At 37.3% G+C, this 19551-nt stretch carries 18 protein-coding genes; 1 reads left to right on the forward strand and 17 read right to left on the reverse strand.

Annotated features, from left to right (window positions below; genetic code table 11):
* The 8 genes from H8R91_RS05725 to H8R91_RS05760 all read right to left on the reverse strand — a co-directional run bounded on the left by H8R91_RS05725 (position 1) and on the right by H8R91_RS05760 (position 6376).
* Positions 1-480 carry a peptidoglycan-binding domain-containing protein gene (locus H8R91_RS05725; RefSeq protein ID WP_186935227.1) on the reverse strand — a complete coding sequence of 160 codons (480 nt, stop codon included), beginning with the start codon at positions 478-480 and terminating at the stop codon, positions 1-3.
* Positions 481-606: 126 nt separating this feature from the next.
* Positions 607-1746 carry a hypothetical protein gene (locus tag H8R91_RS05730; protein WP_186935228.1) on the reverse strand — a complete coding sequence of 380 codons (1140 nt, stop codon included), beginning with the start codon at positions 1744-1746 and terminating at the stop codon, positions 607-609.
* 16 nt (positions 1747-1762) lie between these two features.
* Positions 1763-2068: a hypothetical protein gene (locus tag H8R91_RS05735; protein WP_186935229.1), complete on the reverse strand. Its 306-nt coding sequence runs from the start codon at positions 2066-2068 to the stop codon at positions 1763-1765.
* A 40-nt stretch (positions 2069-2108) separates the two neighbouring features.
* On the reverse strand, positions 2109-2381 hold the full coding sequence (locus H8R91_RS05740) for a hypothetical protein (protein WP_186935230.1): 273 nt from the start codon (positions 2379-2381) through the stop codon (positions 2109-2111).
* 371 nt (positions 2382-2752) lie between these two features.
* Complete coding sequence (locus H8R91_RS05745; protein ID WP_186935231.1) at positions 2753-3376, reverse strand: response regulator transcription factor; 624 nt, start codon at positions 3374-3376, stop codon at positions 2753-2755.
* A complete protein-coding gene (locus H8R91_RS05750; RefSeq protein WP_186935232.1) occupies positions 3369-5060 on the reverse strand; it encodes a sensor histidine kinase in 1692 nt (563 codons plus the stop codon). The genes H8R91_RS05745 and H8R91_RS05750 overlap by 8 nt, the downstream gene beginning before the upstream one ends.
* 171 nt (positions 5061-5231) lie before the next feature.
* Positions 5232-6026 carry a radical SAM protein gene (locus H8R91_RS05755; protein WP_186935233.1) on the reverse strand — a complete coding sequence of 265 codons (795 nt, stop codon included), beginning with the start codon at positions 6024-6026 and terminating at the stop codon, positions 5232-5234.
* 131 nt (positions 6027-6157) lie between these two features.
* Complete coding sequence (locus H8R91_RS05760) at positions 6158-6376, reverse strand: DUF6514 family protein (RefSeq protein WP_022233950.1); 219 nt, start codon at positions 6374-6376, stop codon at positions 6158-6160.
* Positions 6377-7016: 640 nt separating this feature from the next.
* Here H8R91_RS05760 and pulA point away from each other — a divergent pair.
* Entirely contained in the window at positions 7017-10727 is a 3711-nt protein-coding gene (gene pulA, locus H8R91_RS05765) for a type I pullulanase (RefSeq protein ID WP_186935234.1), read from the forward strand.
* A 599-nt stretch (positions 10728-11326) separates the two neighbouring features.
* Here the strand turns inward: pulA and H8R91_RS05770 are convergent.
* The 9 genes from H8R91_RS05770 to ilvB all read right to left on the reverse strand — a co-directional run bounded on the left by H8R91_RS05770 (position 11327) and on the right by ilvB (position 19545).
* Entirely contained in the window at positions 11327-11929 is a 603-nt protein-coding gene (locus tag H8R91_RS05770) for a TIGR04100 family radical SAM protein (RefSeq protein WP_022234024.1), read from the reverse strand.
* A 26-nt stretch (positions 11930-11955) separates the two neighbouring features.
* Positions 11956-12528: a pyridoxal 5'-phosphate synthase glutaminase subunit PdxT gene (pdxT, locus tag H8R91_RS05775; RefSeq protein WP_117705432.1), complete on the reverse strand. Its 573-nt coding sequence runs from the start codon at positions 12526-12528 to the stop codon at positions 11956-11958.
* Positions 12529-12530: 2 nt separating this feature from the next.
* Positions 12531-13403, reverse strand: a complete 873-nt coding sequence (gene pdxS / locus H8R91_RS05780; protein ID WP_186935235.1) for a pyridoxal 5'-phosphate synthase lyase subunit PdxS — start codon at positions 13401-13403, stop codon at positions 12531-12533.
* A gap of 37 nt (positions 13404-13440) precedes the next feature.
* The gene (locus H8R91_RS05785) at positions 13441-13995 is read right to left on the reverse strand and encodes an ECF transporter S component (protein WP_022234021.1); all 555 of its coding nucleotides are present in this window, start codon (positions 13993-13995) and stop codon (positions 13441-13443) included.
* A gap of 9 nt (positions 13996-14004) precedes the next feature.
* Complete coding sequence (locus H8R91_RS05790) at positions 14005-14856, reverse strand: pyridoxamine kinase (protein ID WP_186935236.1); 852 nt, start codon at positions 14854-14856, stop codon at positions 14005-14007.
* A gap of 598 nt (positions 14857-15454) precedes the next feature.
* Complete coding sequence (locus tag H8R91_RS05795) at positions 15455-16060, reverse strand: TetR/AcrR family transcriptional regulator (RefSeq protein WP_186935237.1); 606 nt, start codon at positions 16058-16060, stop codon at positions 15455-15457.
* A gap of 268 nt (positions 16061-16328) precedes the next feature.
* Entirely contained in the window at positions 16329-17366 is a 1038-nt protein-coding gene (ilvC, locus tag H8R91_RS05800) for a ketol-acid reductoisomerase (protein ID WP_302484499.1), read from the reverse strand.
* Positions 17367-17418: 52 nt separating this feature from the next.
* Positions 17419-17910, reverse strand: a complete 492-nt coding sequence (gene ilvN / locus H8R91_RS05805; protein ID WP_186935239.1) for an acetolactate synthase small subunit — start codon at positions 17908-17910, stop codon at positions 17419-17421.
* Between the two features lie 12 nt (positions 17911-17922).
* Positions 17923-19545 (reverse strand): biosynthetic-type acetolactate synthase large subunit, encoded by a 1623-nt coding sequence (gene ilvB, locus H8R91_RS05810; RefSeq protein WP_186935240.1) that lies wholly within the window; start codon positions 19543-19545, stop codon positions 17923-17925.
* Between the last annotated feature and the right edge of the window lie 6 nt (positions 19546-19551).

The raw sequence follows: 19551 nt of genomic DNA on the forward strand, positions 1-19551 counted from the left end.
TCACCTTGGTAAAATAAATATTATAAAAATAATATCAGTTATATTTGTATCATAATACCCTTTACAGCGTAATCCGTATTGCAAGATTCTCACCATATTATTATTGTTTGTCTTATTAATTTCAAATGTCGGACTTGCTGCCTTCGTCTGCGAACCAAAAGTTCCGGTAATTTTAGACTCTGGAAATCCTAGTTCAATCTGAAACGCTTTTACTAATGTAATAAAAGTTGTTGAATATGACACTCCATCAACATCAATGGGTGTATATCCTGCTCTGCCCGAATATGTATTATTTAGCCATGTCTGTGCATCAATAACATTCTGATTTCCAGCTCCGACCTCTGAGTCTTCAACAAAAGCCGCATTAGTTGTTATCGGAAAACTAAAAAATATACTAGTAAATATTAATATGGATAATGTGAAACTTAAATTTTTTTTGATTTTCTCAACATAATTATTCCACCCCTCCTGCAAATTCATTATATTAAATAGTATTCTAAATAAATTAAGCTCTCACTACAAAATAATAATTATTAAAACTTTAAGACAACTAAATACTTCATTAGCCTTGAATGAAGCAAACACAATCAAGCCAAATTTGAATTATTACAAATTAGATAAATCATCAAAAACAGATTGATCAATAGATTCATCAACAACAAATTCAGATGTAGTTAAAAGAATGGATAAATCGCCATTTTCATCATAACCTTCTAGGGCTAATAACGCTCCTATCTCCTTATCTACCCACATTTCAAATTTTTGAGTCTTTATTTTTTCAGAATAATCACCATCTATTTCACCTGAAATTACAAAGCACTCTCTGTCTAAAACTTCATCTATTTTGTCTATATTCCATTTTTTAAAGTCTGATAAAAAACCAAAAGCAAATGCTTGTGAAAAATATTGCGTATTCGACATTGGTAATTGAGGAAGATTATTTCTATAAAAATAGCAGTCTTCATTTTCTTCGGGTAAATATTTGATTCTTTTCTTTGAGTCAACTAAGGATACAAAATCCAATTTCTTGCTTGACTCAATATCAACCGGCAATTTCTCATAAATATTATTCTCATTTTCGGATTTTATCTCTTTCGCAGAAATATTAATTCGATCATTTATAATTCTTTCTTCGATAGCTTTATTTTGAATGCTATTTATGCTTTTGGTTTTTTGCTTCTGTATATCAGCGTCAACTTTTATATTTTCTGCATCACCATTTACATTGGCAGAGTATTTTCCATCAAATGAGCAACTTGATATTAATTCCCCATTTTCGTTATATATCAATTCTTTTGATTTCGGATTTTCACCCTGCTGAATACAATATGTGGAATAATATGAGTAACCTGTCGAAGGAATATGATAGTAGGTAGCCTGTAATGAGTTAAAATAATCAATTGAATTCAACATTCTATCATAAATATAAGATTTGTTCGTTTCACTATTAATACTGTCACTACTTCTAACATTAGATATGCTATTAACTCTATTGATACTCGTTGATATGTTCAACTTTATATCAGTTCTCCTATCGTCCTCACTAAAACCATTAGCTTCATAAACTTGTTCGATTATATTCTCTGCTGTTGCTGAATGTGTTACAACTGTCCTTTCTGCTTCTATTAGTTTTTCTGTGTTAGCCTCAATATCATTTAAACTATCTACACTAGCTGATGCAACATAGACTATACAGCCAATAATTAGAGTAAATACAAATATAATTGATATTATAATCTTTTTCATTAGTAACCCTCCCAGTTTATTTCGTTGAAACATATTTTGTATATGTATATAACATTAATATTTTTCTTAACGCTTCAGATAAAAATAATTTTTGTTGTGGCTCTAAAACAAAGCAACTCCATTTGATGCCATATTTTGAAATATATTTTTTATAAATAGATTTTAACATTTTACTTGTTAAACAAACATCGCCATAGACTTTATCTTCATGTGCATATTGAATATCATCTATAACATAATAAAGTTTTTTATCTGTATCATATCCGGTAATTATAAACCAATGCGGCCAATCCTTTTCCATGTACTGTTCGGAATAAAACAATGATATTAGATTTCCGCCCAAAACAGTCACATAACCCTTGTTAATGTAATTCTGAATATTTTTTTGAAAAGTTATTTTTATGAATATGCTTAATTTCTAATTTTAATAGTTTTTTGCTTAGTTCAATTATTTTTTCACGAGAATCCACACCGATTTGTAAGAAGTAAAACTGGTATATTTTTGACAAAATAATAAATAAATCACCATAATATCCATTTTTATGATTTAGTTGATTAGCAACAGCCCTTTCAAAACAAGATACTTTATCTAACGAATATTTAATTGTGCTATCTAAGGAAATTCTTTTTTTCATACAGCTGCCCTCAAAACTTATTACAATTAATTATTAATTTTTATGGCAACTAATATGTCACAACATTGCCCATAATTCACTTTCGGTAAAATATTTTCTGTGTCAAATGTTAACTAGAAAACTCTCGAATAACACTTATATTTTTGTCTGCTATAGTTACTATTATTTATAAACTACAAATACAAACTATCTATGCGTTCAACAAAAAAACAAATTCAATTATCGTTCTCTTTTTATAAAAAATATATCATATATTGTTTCTTATTACTAGATGACATTTGTCATTATTTTTCATACTTAATGCAAAAAGACTCATTTTCACAAAATGAAAATGAGCCCAAATCTATATTTAATAATCTATTTATGACCAACTATATATAATCATTTTTCACTGCATAAACTGCAAGCTGAGTTCTGTCTCTTAGTTTTAATTTAAGAAGCAATGCAGAAATATTATTCCTCACTGTTCCCTCTGATAAAAACATAGTTTTAGCAATTTCTTTGTTGCTAAGTCCTTTTGCCACATTGACAAGCAATTCGGTTTCTCTGTTTGTAAGTTTTACTGTGTGAGTATTATTTTTAACAAGTTTTTCTTTCAAGCTGTCAAAAACAGTTTTTCCAAAAACATTTATATCGAGCATTGTGCTTTTTATAGCATTAACTATTTTTGTTTCATCTACATCTTTGAGCACATATCCGTCCGCTCCGCTTGTCAACGCTTTGCTTACTGTGGCTTTATCGTCAAATGTGGTTAATACAAGCACTTTAATATTCGGAAAGTCCTGCTTTATTTTATAAGTAGCACTTGAGCCGTCACAATAAGGCATTTGCATATCCATAAGTACAATGTCGGGCTTTTCTGTTTTGCATAAATCATATGCCGAATTTCCGTTACTTGCAAGACCGCATACTTTTATATCTTTGTCCTGTTCAATAATTATCTTTAAACCGTTTCTGAAAATTTCATCATCGTCTGCAATTATAACATTAATCATAATTTATCACCTCCACGGGAATATATGCCTTTACGGAAAATCCGTTATCGGGTAATGAAGAAAACTCAATATTCCCGCCGATAGAATTAATCTTTTCTTTCATTCCTTTAAGTCCGAAATCAGGAACAATTTTATCACAGCCTGTACCGTCGTCAATTATATAAAGTCTGATACAATCCTCTGAAAATTTAAGTATAACTTCAATTTTGTTTGCATTTCCGTGTCTGATTGAATTGGTGACAGCCTCACGAACAACGCTGAAAATTGTGTCGGATGCAAAACCGTGATATGATTTTTCTTCGCCCATTTCAGTAAATTCAATACAGCTGTTTCCTGAATTGTAATTACATATAAAATCTTGTATTCTGGCAGAAATGCTTGATTTTGTATCTGTTTTAATGCCGACAACGCATTTTCTTACATCATTAAGTAATAATTCGGAGGCTTGCAAAGCCTTTTTTGTATTTTCATTAGAATTGTTTTTGTCAATCAGCGACAGCTTTAGCAATGTCATAATTGAAACAAGGCTGTGACCGACAGAATCGTGAAGTTCCTGCGCAATCCTTGTCTGTTCTTTTTCAACGGCAAGTCGCTTTTCTATTACATTCATCTTAGCAAGCTGTGTATTTGCTTTTGTAAGTTCTTGATTTTTTTCTGACAGTTTTTTATTCAGCATATAATATGTACTTACATCATAAAAAACAAATATTTCGGATACGGTTCTTTTTTCGTTGCAAACGGGCATTTTGCTGATTTCAAAGTATTTGTTTTCCGAAACGGAAACATCTAATGAACCTGAGTTTTTATTCAGTAAATCGCTGAATTTTGAAATATCGCTGTTTGTGATTTCCGCAATACGCATAAATGCTGTAATACAATCTTTATGTAAAATACTGTCATCAAGATTAAAGGCTTTTTTTACTGCGTCATTAATATAGGTGATTTTATGTTTTTGATTTGTAACAATTATTCCTTCGTTTATTGAGCTCATAAGATATTTTACGGTAAGCGGGGGAATGGTAATAAATTCGTATTTATAAACAGCTAAAAATATCAGTAAAGAAGTTATTGAAAAAGATACAGGAGTAAAATCATATCTTATTGAAAAAACATCAAGCAAAGAAATTAAGTTGAAAGTAATGGGAATTATTGCCGAAAGCGAAATCAAAAGTATCTGTGGGAAATTCTCTTTAAAAGATTTAATGTTTTTTCCGACCATTAAACAAACGGATATTATCAGCAACAAGTAATTATATGCAACCGTTATGTAAAATCCGTTTCCGCCGATTACTTCGTTGCTCTGATAACTTTTAAAAAATAAATGAAAAATAGGATCTGTGATTTTTAGTAAAAAGAGAATTGTTGACGGAAGAAATACGGCTGTTTTAAAAATTTTACTTTTTACTGTAGCGGCTTTTGTATAATGCAAAGCAAAAATCAAAAACACAGTTCCTATAGTGCATACAGAGAAGTAGCCGATATTGCTGAGAATTATTTTTACCGAAAGGTTTGTGGTGAAAATGTCAAAAATATGGCATACTATCCAGTTTATAATTAAAATCTGACAGGCGGTAAAATATCGTGACATCTTTTGACTGTATGAATTTTGTATAAATACAACGGTACTTATAATCGTTAGGCTTAAAGAAACAAGGTTTAAACCAAGGGTAAGTAATGTGTCCATAATAACTCCCTGATACTCTGTAATTTTTTAAATTATAACACGCATAAAATTGAATGGCAACAAGAATTAACCGAATAAAAACAAGCGACAGCATAAACTAACTGTCGCTTAAAAATTTGATTTATATTATGAATGTCGATATTAATCAATAAATTTGATTCTTACACAATATTAAAAATCCCAGTCGGGCACATATTTGCGGTCGGCTGAGTCAAGCTCTTGGGTAAAGCCGTCAAAGCCGAGCATCATATAGTAGTCCTTAACCTTTTGATATTCTCGTTTTGTGATTTTTCGGTTTATTTTTTCATATTTATTAGCATTGCCCATAGGTATGTACTGCCCCATAAGGCTGACGAGTATTTGATTTCCGTAGTTTTTCTTGAGTATATCAAGAACTTCCATACTGTTCTTTGTGTGTGACGGAAGAATAAGATGTCTTACTATTATGCCTTTCTGCATCATCTGTCGGTCATCAAACTGTGGAAACCCAACCTGAAACAGCATTTCTTTAATTGCTACGGTTGCAGTTTCTACATAGTTTGGTGCGAGTGAATACTTAAGTGCAAGCTCATTATTGCTGTATTTGAAATCAGGAAGATAGATGTCAACTATTCCGTCAAGCATATTTAAGATTTTAGGACTTGTATAACCACTGCAATTATACACAATCGGAATTTTTGGCTTGTAAATTTCAAAGCTATTTACAACGGCAGGTGCAAAATGGTCGGCTGTAACAAGGTTTATGTTATGAACATTCTGCTCTTCAAGTCTTTTGTAGCAGTCGGCGAGCTGTTGCGGCGTAACCTCTCTGCCTTTGTGCAAAGACGAAATCTCATAGTTCTGGCAGTAAACGCAGCCGAGGGTGCAACCGCTGAAAAAAATTGTACCGCTGCCGTTTGCTCCGCTGATGCAAGGCTCTTCGCCAAAATGAGGTGCAACTCTCGCTATTACGGGATTTGTTCCCATTCGGCAAAAGCCTCCGCCGCTTGATTCACTTCTTTGTGCATTGCATTTTCTTGGACATAAATTACATATCACTGATATCACCCTAATAATTTATGATATAAGTATAGCACATCTGCAAGAAAATAGCTATATTAATATGTTTTGAAATCAGTTAAAAAATCTTCTACTATATCGTCAATGTGACATTCCTCAATATCAAGAGAATTGCAAAGAATAACAAGTTTCTTTATCTCTTCCGCATTATCGGACAGATTGGCATATTGCCTGACAGTTCGCTCTTTGTCAATTACATCAATACCGTAGGAAATATTAGCATTGTTAGAATAAGTATTAATTCTGAACAGTAACATAAAATAAAAGTAACCTTTCTTTGTGAATACCAATCACCCTTAAGCAAGATAATACATCGTTTTACGATAAAAGTCAAGGCAAATACGCACAAAAGTATAGGTATATATTTATCTTTGTATATTTTAACAAAATACAATTTTGTTTTTTATGTAGATTTATTGTAAATTTTTTGTCATTTTTCAGATACAGAAATAAACAAAAAAGTATAGATTTGTAACCACAAAAAATATCATTGACGATTATTATAGTTAAAATGCTATACAAATTTGTTAATTACATAAATAATATTCGGAACAAATGTTTGAAATGTGTTGACTTAGTGAACGCTGTCATATATAATAAAATCAGTTCTGTATTTATTGTTGCTGTGCCGTGTTAAATGCAATGATATTTCTTGCGTATAGAACAAGAAAATACTTATTTCCGTTAAATCTGTGTTTTCGGCTGATATGCAGCTTATTACTGATTTTGACTGATTTTTTGGATAGAAAACAATTTTGTTAATTATGCACAATAAGCACAGTAAAACTTTGTTTTAATGTGCTTATTTATTTTCCGTAAAAGAAATTAAAGCTTTGCAAAATTTGCTAAAATCTAATTACTGATACATAAAGTAAATTGAAAAAAGGAGAGAAAGAAATGTTTTTAAAAAGGACGCTTGCAGTTTTACTTAGCGCTACAATGCTCTTTGGTATGACATCGTTGTCAACAACAGCGGCAACCACAGATACCGAAGCAGTGTCGGCAGGTAATTACTACAACGCAAGTTATCTTGAAAATTATGCAAGCAATGCTTACAACGAACAGAATCTCGGTGCAAACTACAGCAAAAGCTCAACAGAGTTTAAGGTATGGTCACCGGAGGCATCTGCCGTAAAGGTTAAACTCTATGCAACAGGTTCCGATTCCGAATCAGGTGCAGCTGTTCTCGGCACTTATAACCTTAAAAAGAACAGCTCTACAGGTATGTGGTCGGTTACTGTAAACGGTGACCTTAAGAACACATACTATACTTATCTTGTTACCGTAAACGGTACAACAAACGAAACACAGGATGTTTATTCAAAAGCAACAGGTGTAAACGGTAACCGTTCAATGGTTGTTGACCTTGATTCAACAGACCCTGACGGTTGGGACAGCGATAACCATGTTCTTTTCAACAATGCACAGGAGGCAGTTGTATGGGAAGTTCATGTTCGTGACTTCTCAATTTCGGACACTTCGGGCGTCAGTGATGACAATAAAGGTAAATACCTCGCATTTACCGAGGGCGGCACAAAGATTAATTCGGATACAAGCGCAAGCTATGTATCAACTGCTGCTGATTATCTTGTAAAGTCGGGTATTAACTGCGTTCAGCTAATGCCTGTATATGATTTCGGTTCTGTCGATGAAACAATCACAGGTTCGGCAACAAACAGAAACTGGGGTTATGACCCTGTAAACTACAATGTTCCCGAGGGTTCATATTCTTCTAACCCATATGACGGTAATGTTAGAATCACTGAATTTAAGCAGATGATTCAGGCACTTCATGACAGAGGTATTTCCGTTGTAATGGATGTTGTTTACAACCATACATATGTAACAGAGGGTTCATGTTTTACAGATACAGTTCCTAACTACTATTACAGAAAAACAAGTTCAAGCGTTTATTCAAACGGTTCGGGCTGCGGTAACGAAACTGCATCCGATAAACTTATGTACAGAAAGTATATGATCGACTCAATTCTCTATTGGGCAAGCGAGTACCACATTGACGGTTTCCGTTTTGACCTTATGGGAATTCACGACATTGCTACTATGAATCAGATTCGTTCAAGTCTTGATAACCTTTATTCGGACGGTTCGGGTAAGAAGATTCTTATGTACGGTGAGCCTTGGACAGGCGGTTCAACCGCAATCAGCGACGGTTGTTTTCAGAGCAAAGCTTCTCAGCTTGATGCAAGAGTAGGTATGTTCTGCGACTCATACCGTGATGCTATTAAGGGTGGTACAAACGATGCATCAACCGGTTTTATTCAGGGTAATAATGGTAAAACTTACACAGTTGTAAACGGTGTAAAAGGTCAGTGCTTCGGTGCAAAAGCTCCTTCACAGACAATTGCTTATGCCGATGCCCACGATAACCTTATTATGTGGGATAAGATGGTGCTTAGTAACGGTAGTAAGGATTGGAACTCTACTTCCTCTTCGCTTACAGATCAGATGAAAGCCACAATGGGACTTCTCATGACTTCACAGGGCATAGTATTTATGACAGCAGGTTCGGAATTCTGCCGTACAAAGCAGGGCGACCACAACAGTTATAAATCACCCGATTCAATCAATGCCATTGATTGGACTCGTTTAAAGACATATTCTGAAACAGCCGATTATTATAAGGGCCTTCTTAAAATCAGAGAGAATTACACACCGCTCAAGGGAGGTAACTTCTCAACTCCTACATTCCAGTCATCATACGGCAATGTTGTTGCTTATACATATTCCAATAACACAGCCGGCGAGTGGGGCAAGGTTTGCGTACTCGTAAACAGCGGTACACAGGCTTGCACAATCGATCTTGACGGCAGCGGCTGGACAGTTGTTGCAAACGGCACAAAGGCAGGACTTGAAAGTCTTGGCACAGTTTCGGGCAAATCATATTCTATCCCTGCAAGAAGTACTTGCGTACTTGTTCAGTCATCTACATTCGGTGATCTTCAGAATGCAGAGCCTACATACGGTACACTTAAGGTAAACCATGTTGATGAAAACGGCAATGTTTTAAAGAGCACATCAGCTACTTATAAGACAGGTACAACATACCGTGCTTTACCTGATACAACACTTCTTTATGACTATAATCTTGTTAATACAACAGGCACAACAACAGGTAAAGTTGAAAGCGGCAAGACATACACTGTAACATTTACATACAAATCTTCAGGTATTTCCTCAGGTTACCTTACAGTAAACTATGTAAATGCAAACGGCACAAAGGTTAAAGACTCTGTTAAGAACAAAATGAGAAGCGGAGATGAATACTCTGTAAGTCCTGCAACAATTCAGGGTTATCAGCTTGATACAGATAGTTTCCCTGCAAACACAAGCGGTACTTTCTCGGGTACTGACACAACTATTACATTTAAGTACAAAAAGCTTAATTCTACAAGCACAGTAGTTCACTACAAAAAGCCGTCAAGCTGGTCAGATGTTCGTTGCTATTCATATACAGACGACGGCAAAAATCCGACAGGCGAATGGAATACCGCTACAGTAATGACAAGCGAGGGCGACGGTTGGTACAAATGTACAGTTCCTGCATCAGCTTGCTATGTAATGTTCCACCCAACTTCAAATATCGCTCAGGAGCCGGGGCAGGGTGCAAGCGGTTATGCCGCATCCGGCGAAGTATGGATTAATAACGGCGCTATCACATTTGCCGCTACAGTAATTACAAGCCATATTGATATTGCAACAGGCAAAAAGATTGCCTCTGATGTTGTAAGCAAGAAAACAAAGGTTACTTCAAGCGACACATACACAACTTCTGCAGTTGCAGGTAAAAATGTAATTACTCCTTTAAATGCAACAGGCAATTATTCCGCAGGCGTAATCAATGTTGTATATCTTTACGATTCAGGTGAAGTTCCTACAACAGCACCGACTACACAACCTACCACAGCACAGCCGTCAACATCTGCAACAGAAATTCCTTCAACACCTTCTGATAAAGTATTGATAGGAGATGTTGATACAGACGGCAACATTTCAATCAATGATGTATCTGTTATACAGTTATTTATCAGTGAGCAGTCAACATTGACAGATAAACAGCTTATTGCGGCAGATGCAAATGATGACGGCAGTGTTGATGTAATTGACGCTACACTTGTTCAGATGTACTTGGTTCATAATATTGCAGACGGCAGTTTAGTAGGTCAGTATAAGTATATTGTACAGCCTACACAGCCAACAACACAAGCAAGTACAGCGGCACTGACAACACAGCCAACTACAGCACAGCCTACAACTGCAGAACCGACAACAGAGCCTACAACAACTCCAAGCGGTACATACACAGTAACATTTGCAAACTCACTTAACTGGGACGGTACAATTTACTGTTATTATTGGACAAGCGGCAGTCAGGGTGAAGTTGCTTGGCCGGGCACAAAAATGAATTTCGTAGAGAATAATGACCACGGTCAGGCAGTTTATACATTGACTGTTCCGACTTCTTGCGACAGCGTAATCTTTACTAACGGTTCTTCACAGACTGTTGATATTAACACAGGTTCAAAAGACACCAATTACTATGCTAAAACAACAAAGACAGATAAAGGCTATAATGTAGGTACTTGGTGATAATTAAGATATTAATTAAATATTCGATAGTCACGCAGCAATCCCTCCGATATTTTCGGAGGGATTGCTTTTGGCTTTTTATCGAAAAATTGGAATAAATTATGGTTTAGCAAATTGATTTGCCAATTAATTATAAAAGTTTGGTCAACCTTTTTAAAGGTTGTGGGTGTGGGCAAAGCCCACAAATACTTTCCGTTTATGCAATTTAATGATAGCCAAACAGCTTGCTGTTTGGCGGCTTGAACACAACGGCGAATGCCATTAAATGTGATAGCAACAAGAAAGCCATTCATTATTAAATTGGAAATTAATTATTTCTTTTATAAAAGGCTGTCGCCTGTTTTAACAAACTTAGTTTTAGCACGCAAACAGCGTGGCTGTTTGCGACTGATAAATTGTTATATCGGAAAATTTTTATGGGCGCTGCCCAAACCCGCAATTTTTGAAAAAATTGAGTAAACTTTTTTGCTTTTGGGAGGATAATTTAGCGTTAGCTAAATTTCAATGCCCGACCGACACTCCGCTAAACCATAATTTTAAATTTAAACACAACAAAACCGCTCAATGACACAAAAGGTCAATGAGCGGTTTATATTTTTTTAAGCGGAATATTTTCTTATTCTAAGGTAAATTCCCATATCGTCAGCAATCTTCTGACAAGCCTTTATATCTTCCTGTGGAATAGTATCGACTATTGAAAATTGAGTGTGACCAAAGTATTTTTTTGCGTCTGTCGCAAATTTCAGCATTGATTCATATGCATTTTCAAATACAGGTCGGCACACCTCGTCATATTTTTCTGACGAACAGGTGTTAAGACTGATTGATACAGAGTCAATGTATTTTGACAAAATCTCTGCAACGGGCTTTTTGTTTATAACATCACCAAGACCGTTTGTATTAAGTCTTAGCTTAATATCCGGGTGCTTTTCTCTGACATACTGCGCAGTAGCAATAAGATTATCGAGAGCATTGGTAGGCTCGCCGTAACCGCAGAACACAAGTTCTTTAAAGCCTGTAAAATCAAAATCATCTACAGCTTTTTTGATTTCTTCAATGCTCGGATCGTGCTTATGCCACAGTGTATCTGCATTACCGATTGCATCGGTATTATTGCGAATACAAAAAGTACATCTGCACGGGCATTTGTTAGTCAGATTAGCATAAATTGATGTTTTATAAACATAAAGTATGTCAGCCATTTATTTTCTTCTCCCTTATAAATACATTATATTTCTCCGTTAATCATTTTTATAAAATAATTATGTACGGTTAAATCATTATTTAATTCAGGGTGAAAAGCAGTTACCAACTGTTTCCCCTGCCTTGCCGCTACTGTTTTTCCGTCAACTTGAGCAAGAACTTCTACACCGTCGCCAACTCGGCTTATATACGGAGCTCGTATAAAAGTCATAGGAATTTTTCCTTCGTTCGCAAAGCTGTCTTCGGCATAAAAACTTCCGAGCTGTCTGCCATAGGCATTTCTTACGGCCTCAATATTCATAGAGCAAAAATACTTTCTTGTATCATTCTCTATGCTGTCGGCCAAAAGCAATAAGCCTGCGCAAGTGCCAAAAGTCGGCAGTCCGTCATTGATCAACTTTTTAATCGGCTCAAAAAGCCCGAGTTCAAAAAGTAATTTTCCGATAACGGTGCTTTCGCCGCCCGGAATTATAAGACCGTCAAACGGCTTTTTCAAATCATCTAAACAACGGATTTCAAAAGAGGACACACCGAGTTTTGCAAGCATTTGTTCGTGCTCGATAAAAGCTCCCTGCAAAGCAAGTACACCTATCTGCATAATTATTTGCCTCTTTCAGCCATAAGGATTTCAATTTCCTGCTCGTTAATTCCTACCATAGCTTCGCCTAAATCTTCTGAAAGTTCAGCAAGCATTTTAGCGTCATTAAAGTTTGTAACAGCTTTAACAATAGCAGACGCTCTTTTTTCGGGATTACCCGACTTAAAGATACCCGAGCCGACAAATACACCCTCTGCACCGAGCTGCATCATAAGCGCAGCATCAGCAGGAGTAGCAACACCGCCGGCAGCAAAATTAACAACAGGCAATTTCTTATTCTCGTGAACATACAAAACCAAATCATACGGAACCTGTAACTGCTTTGCAACTTCAAAGAGTTCATCTTTTGCCATAGATGCGATTCTGCGAATTTCAGACTGCATCATTCTCATATGACGAACAGCCTGCACAACATCGCCTGTACCAGGCTCGCCCTTTGTACGAATCATAGATGCGCCCTCGTTGATTCTTCTTAATGCCTCGCCTAAATCTTTGGCGCCGCATACAAAAGGTACATCAAAAGCGGTTTTATCAATGTGATACTTGTCATCTGCAGGAGATAAAACTTCGCTTTCGTCAATGTAGTCAATCTCAATTGCCTGTAAAATCTGTGCTTCTGCAAAATGACCGATACGGCACTTTGCCATTACAGGAATAGAAACTGCGTTCTGAATACCTTTAATCATCTTAGGGTCGCTCATACGAGAAACTCCGCCTGCCGCACGAATATCGGCAGGAATTCTCTCTAATGCCATAACTGCGCACGCACCCGCAGCCTCGGCAATCTTAGCCTGTTCAGGAGTTGTTACATCCATAATAACTCCGCCCTTGAGCATCTGCGCAAGGTTTTTATTTAATTCAAGTCTATTTTTCATTTATTATACTCCAAATCTCAAAAATAAGCAAATGTGCTTATTTTAAAGCAAGTTTTTTCTTAAAATCAATTCTGTCAAGGGCAAAACCGAGAACTATAAAGATTAATGCGCCCATACCCGGCTGTAACCACCAAGTAGCAAGCTCTGCAACTGCGCCTTCAAAGCCATACATAAGACCGTTCGCAATGAAGTAACCGCCGACTGTAACCATAGTAGTCGGAATAAGCATTAAAAGTGATGACCAGTTAATAATCTTGTTGTCCTTGCCGTGTTTTTTCATAGCCATTCTGCAAAGAACAAACGGAACAGCATTAAAAGCCTTGATGATAGCAGTAGGAATTGCCCACTGCGGATAACCGGAAATCAAGTCTGCAAGCGCACCGCCGATTGATGAGGCAATGATACCGTAAGGACCGGGCAAAATGCTTGCTGCAAGATAAATCATTGAGTCACCGGCGTGTGAATATCCGAACATTGACGGAATTTTAATAAACGCAGTAGTAACTGTTACCAAAGCCGCACACATTGCTGTAATAGCAATAAGCTTTACATTAATTTTTGACTTAGATTTTGAAATTGTATTTGATTCCATAGTTATCCCTCACAAAAGTATTTTTAAGTGTTTTTCAAACTCAATGCCCTCATTGCGGTCAATACCCAACGCTACGGTATCACGCAAAGAAGTTTCTATGAATTTTACTGCCAGACTAACGGTATCTCTCAAAGTGTCGCCTCTTAAAAGTCCGGAAAACATTACCGAGGCAAACAAATCTCCCGTACCCGAATATCTGCCGCCTATTTTTTTACAGCTTACACTAAACACCTCATCTTTGGATGCAATAAGATTTTGCACATACATTGTACCGTCAATATCTTTGTGCTCAATGCCCGTAATTATTACGATTTTTACGCCATAACGATTAAGCAAATTCTTGCCAAGCTCTGCGATTTTGTCCATAAAATCGGGCTTGTCGGCATTTTTTATAAATTCGCAGTAATCAACATCGCAAAGAATACAGCACTCTGTAAGATTCGGTGTAATAACATCGGCAACCGTCACCAATTTTTTCATTTTACAGGCAAGAGCGTCTGTAAAAAGGCTGTAGGTTCTGCCGCCGTCACCCATAACAGGGTCCACAAGTACAAGCGTGTTCTCTGTTTCAAAGCTGTTTATGAAATCAAGAATTTTATCAACCTGTTTTTCACTTGATAAAAAACCTGTGTAAATGCCGTCGGGCTGAAAACCGAGTTTTTTCCATTCCGATGTGTAGTAATCGAGCTTGTCGGTGCAGTCGTTGCAGTAAAAACTCTTAAAGCCGGTCTGGCTTGTAAGCACCGCAGTCGGCATAGGGCAAGCCTGAATACCCATTACGGAAAGCACGGGTATAGCCGCAGTAAGCGAGCATTTTCCAAGACCTGAAAGGTCATTTATTAAAACAGCTTTTTTTGTCATTAAATCACGCCTCAAATTTCTGAACAGTTCAACATTTATCTTGTGATGTTCCCATTATACAACAATAGTGTCACTATTAAAATAGACAATTTTCGTAAATTTTATAAGGACAGTTTACAAAACATAAAAAATCCGTCTGCTTTTTTACAGACGGATGTATTTATTTAAATATTGCATAACTTGGGGGTAAATAATTTTAAAATTTAGGTCAAGCCTTTTTAAAGGCTTGCGGGTTTGGGCAGCACCCATAATATCCTCAGATATAACAATTTATCCGGCGCAAACAGCCTCGCTGTTTGCGTGCTAAAACTAAGTTTGTTAAAACAGGCAACAGCCATTATAATCAGAAATGCTAAAAACATAATCAACGCATTGCGTTGATTATGAAAACGAAGTGTATTTTCTTTTATTGCTCTCGCAAAGGCTTTCGCCTATTTGTTCAAGCCGCCAAACAGCAAGCTGTTCGGCTATTATTAGATTGCGTAAAAGGAAAGTATTTGTGAGCTTCGCCCACACCCACGACCTTTGAAAAGGTCGACCAAACTTTTATAATTGCTTGATAAAGCAATTTGCTAAATCATAATTTTAAATTTATAACTTAAGTATTAATGCTGTTAAGTTTTTTCCTGTCCTCTGCCTCAAAAACTTCAAGACACATATTATAAATAGCATTTACCTCTACATCAAGGTAAACCTCATCTTTAAAAAGTGCAAATTGAAGTGTTGATGTTATGTAAAGATAGTACAGCGCTTGTATGCTTTCAAAAGAAACATCAAGGTTTTTGGCTATATGATGAATGAATGTATCGTATCTCTTCGGAATACCCGAAAAGAAATCATAGCCCTGTTTTTTATATTTCGGAGAAGTATATACCTGATATACAAATCGCATATGCTCGCCGTAGTTTTTCTGCATCCAGCGTGGAAATTTTTCAAGATAATTTTTTAAATCCGCTCTTGAACGAGGTGCTTTCTTCATAAATTCTCGTTCAAATTTTATCATTGCATACTGTACAGATTCTGTAATTATCATATCTTTACTTTCAAAATAGTGATATAATGCTTGGTTAGTTTTAAATCCGCAATATTTGCACAAAAGCTGTAAACCTGTATTTTCAAGTCCGTTATCCATAAAAGCCTGAAAGCACTTGTCAAGGCACTCGCATTTACGCTTTTTATAAACAGCCGGATCAAATTTTTTCATTCCAACACCCCATTACATCTGTTGCTACAATTATAATTGTGTTGGGTATTTTTGTCAATAGCAAGACAAATTATTCTGAAAATCAGGTGTTTTGATTGAGAGAATAGTTTTATGAATTATGGTTTAGGAAAACACTTTGTAATCAATTATAAAAGTTTGGTCAACCTTTTTCAAAGGTCGTGGGTGGGGCAAAGCCCACAAATACTTTCCGTTTACGCAAACAGCCTTGGCAAAAGCCAAGGCTGTAAATAAGCTGTAAACTATAAAATTAGTTGTTGATAAGCTTGTCTTCGTTTGACCAGCTGTAAAGCTTTCTAACTTCCTTACCAACTACTTCTGCAGGATGCTCTGCAGCTTTTCTTCTCATAGCACGGAAGTGAGCCTGACCGCCTGCCGGTGACATATCGAGGAGGAAGTCCTTAGCGAATGTACCGTCCTGAATGTCAGAAAGGATCTTCTTCATAGCCTTCTTAGTATCCTCAGTAACAATCTTTGGACCTGTGATGTAGTCGCCGTACTCAGCTGTGTTAGAGATAGAATATCTCATACCCTCAAAACCTGACTGATAAATAAGGTCAACGATGAGCTTCATCTCGTGGATACACTCAAAGTAAGCGTTTCTTGGGTCATAACCTGCCTCGCAAAGTGTTTCAAAACCTGCCTGCATAAGTGCGCAAACACCGCCGCAAAGAACAGCCTGCTCACCAAAGAGGTCTGTTTCTGTTTCTGTTCTGAATGTTGTTTCAAGAACACCTGCTCTTGCGCCGCCAATACCGAGTGCGTAAGCAAGTGCAAGATCCTTAGCCTTACCTGTAGCGTCCTGCTCAACAGCAACAAGACAAGGTACACCCTTACCAGCCTGATACTCACTTCTTACTGTATGACCAGGTCCCTTAGGAGCGATCATAGTAACATCAACATCTGCCGGAGGAACGATCTGACCAAAGTGAATTGCAAAACCGTGAGCGAACATAAGCATATTGCCTGCCTCAAGGTTAGGAGCGATATCCTTCTTGTACATAGCTGCCTGCTTCTCATCGTTAATAAGAATCATAATAATATCGGCACGCTTAGCAGCCTCTGCAGCTGTATATACCTTAAAGCCCTGTGCTTCTGCTTTCGCCCAAGACTTACTACCCTCGTAAAGGCCAACGATTACATCACAGCCTGAATCCTTAAGGTTAAGAGCATGAGCGTGACCCTGGCTACCATAACCAATGATTGCAATTGTTTTGCCGTCAAGCAAAGAAAGGTTACAATCTGACTGATAGAAAATTTTTGCTGTCATATTTTCCATTTTAAAAATCCTCCTTACCGCTATGCGGTTTATATAAAAAGATTTATGTAAATCTGCAAGATTACACGGACACTGCAGTAGCACCCTTATCAAGAGCTACTGTACCTGTTCTTACAATCTCACGGATACCATAAGGCTTTAATAACTCTACCAAAGTGTCAACACGGCTTGAACATTCACAATACTCAACGGTAACGCTTGTAGTAGAGAAATCAACTATTTTACCCTGCATAAGCTCAACAGTGGTGAGAATTTCGCCACGCTTTGTAGCAGGACAATGAACTTTTATAAGTATCAGCTCACGGCTGATAAAATCACCTTCGGCAAGTCTTTTAACCTTGATTACGGGAATAAGTTTGTTAAGCTGTTTTTCAAGCTGTTCAACAACATATTCGTCACCGTTTGCAACAATAGTGATTCTCGATACATTTGGGTCGGTAGTCACACCAACCGCAAGTGAGTCAATGTTGAAGCCTCGTCTTGAAAACAAACCCGAAATCTTAGAAAGAACGCCCGCCTGGTTTTCAACAAGTATTGATAAAGTATATTGCATAACAACACCTCATTAAATCGACGGAGTGTCGGGATATACATCGCACACAAGAATGAACGGCTTGTCGGAATCAACAATATGTTTAATGATTTCTTCTGCCTGCTCATTTGAGTTTGCCTCTGCATGATCAATTCCGTAAGCCTCCGCAATTTTAAGAAAATCGGGATCACCTTCAAGAATAGTTGCACTGTGTCTGTGACCGTAGTGGTTATCCTGAAGCTCACGCACCATACCGAGTCTTGAGTTACGCATAATTATAATTTTAATGTTAAGGTTATTACCTGCAATAGTTGCAAGCTCGTTTAACTGCATCTGAAAACTGCCGTCACCGCAGACAACAAGCACATCTCTGTTCGGTCTTGCAAACTTTGCTCCTATTGCGGCAGGAACCGAATAACCCATTGTACCCATACCGCCTGTTGTAAGGAATCTTCCCTCACGAATACGGAAGTTGTTTGCACACCAAATCTGATTTTGACCTACATCGGCAACCAAAATTGCCTTTGAACGGAACATTGCGCTCAAATGACCTACAAGCGTTCTCGGTTCTACATAACCGTCAAACTTAGGAGGTTCTCTGAATAAATCCTTTTTCCATGTTTTAACAGCCTCACTCCACTGGTTCTGAACCTTGTAGTCGCCAATGTTTTCATTGAGCATATCCATAACATTCATCATATCGCCGACAATCGGAATAGCGGTCTTAACATTTTTTCCGATTTCCGCCGGGTCAATGTCTATGTGAATTACAGTTGTTCTTTTACTCATCTGGTCGGGCGCCGCCACGGCTCTGTCACCAAGTCTTGCGCCGCACACAATAACCAAATCAGCCTCGTGCAAAGCTCTGTTTGCTGCAGGCTTACCGTGAGTACCGAGCATACCGAGGTAAAGCTCGTGTTCTGACGGCATAACGCCGATTCCCATCATTGTGGAAATTACAGGAATACCTGTTTTCTCGGCAAAAGCCTGAAATTTAGGCTTAACACCCGAGCTTAAAACACCGCCGCCGGATACAATAATCGGACGCTTGCAGTTTTTGATAGCCTCGACCGCACGCTTAACCTGAAAAATGTGTCCCTTGGTATTCGGCTTGTAGCCGATAATATTTACAGTTTCGGGATATTCAAACTTTTCAATTTCATTCTGCTGAATATCAATAGGAATATCAATAAGTACAGGGCCCGGTCTGCCTGTTTTTGCAATATGAAAAGCCTCTTTGAAAATTCGTGGCAAATCTTCTGTTTTGCTTACAAGATAGCTGTGCTTTACAAACGGCTCACAAGCGCCTGTAATGTCAGCCTCCTGAAATACATCTCTGCCAAGCAAATCACTGCGTACCTGACCTGTAATTGCGATTATCGGAATAGAATCCTGATAAGCGGTAGCAATACCTGTAATAAGGTTTGTTGCACCCGGTCCCGAAGTTGCTACACATACACCGGGAATATCACTGCATCTTGCATAACCGCTTGCCGCATGAGCCGCATTCTGCTCCTGACGAACAAGCACATGCTTGATTGAAGAATTATAAAGCGAATCGTAAAAAGGGCAAATAGCCGCACCCGGATATCCGAAAACCACTGAAACACCCTCGGCTTCCAGACATTTTACCATTATATCGGCACCGTTTATCATTGCTTT

This window comes from Ruminococcus intestinalis (genome assembly GCF_014288065.1).
Classification (GTDB): Bacteria; Bacillota; Clostridia; order Oscillospirales; family Acutalibacteraceae; genus Ruminococcoides; species Ruminococcoides intestinale_A.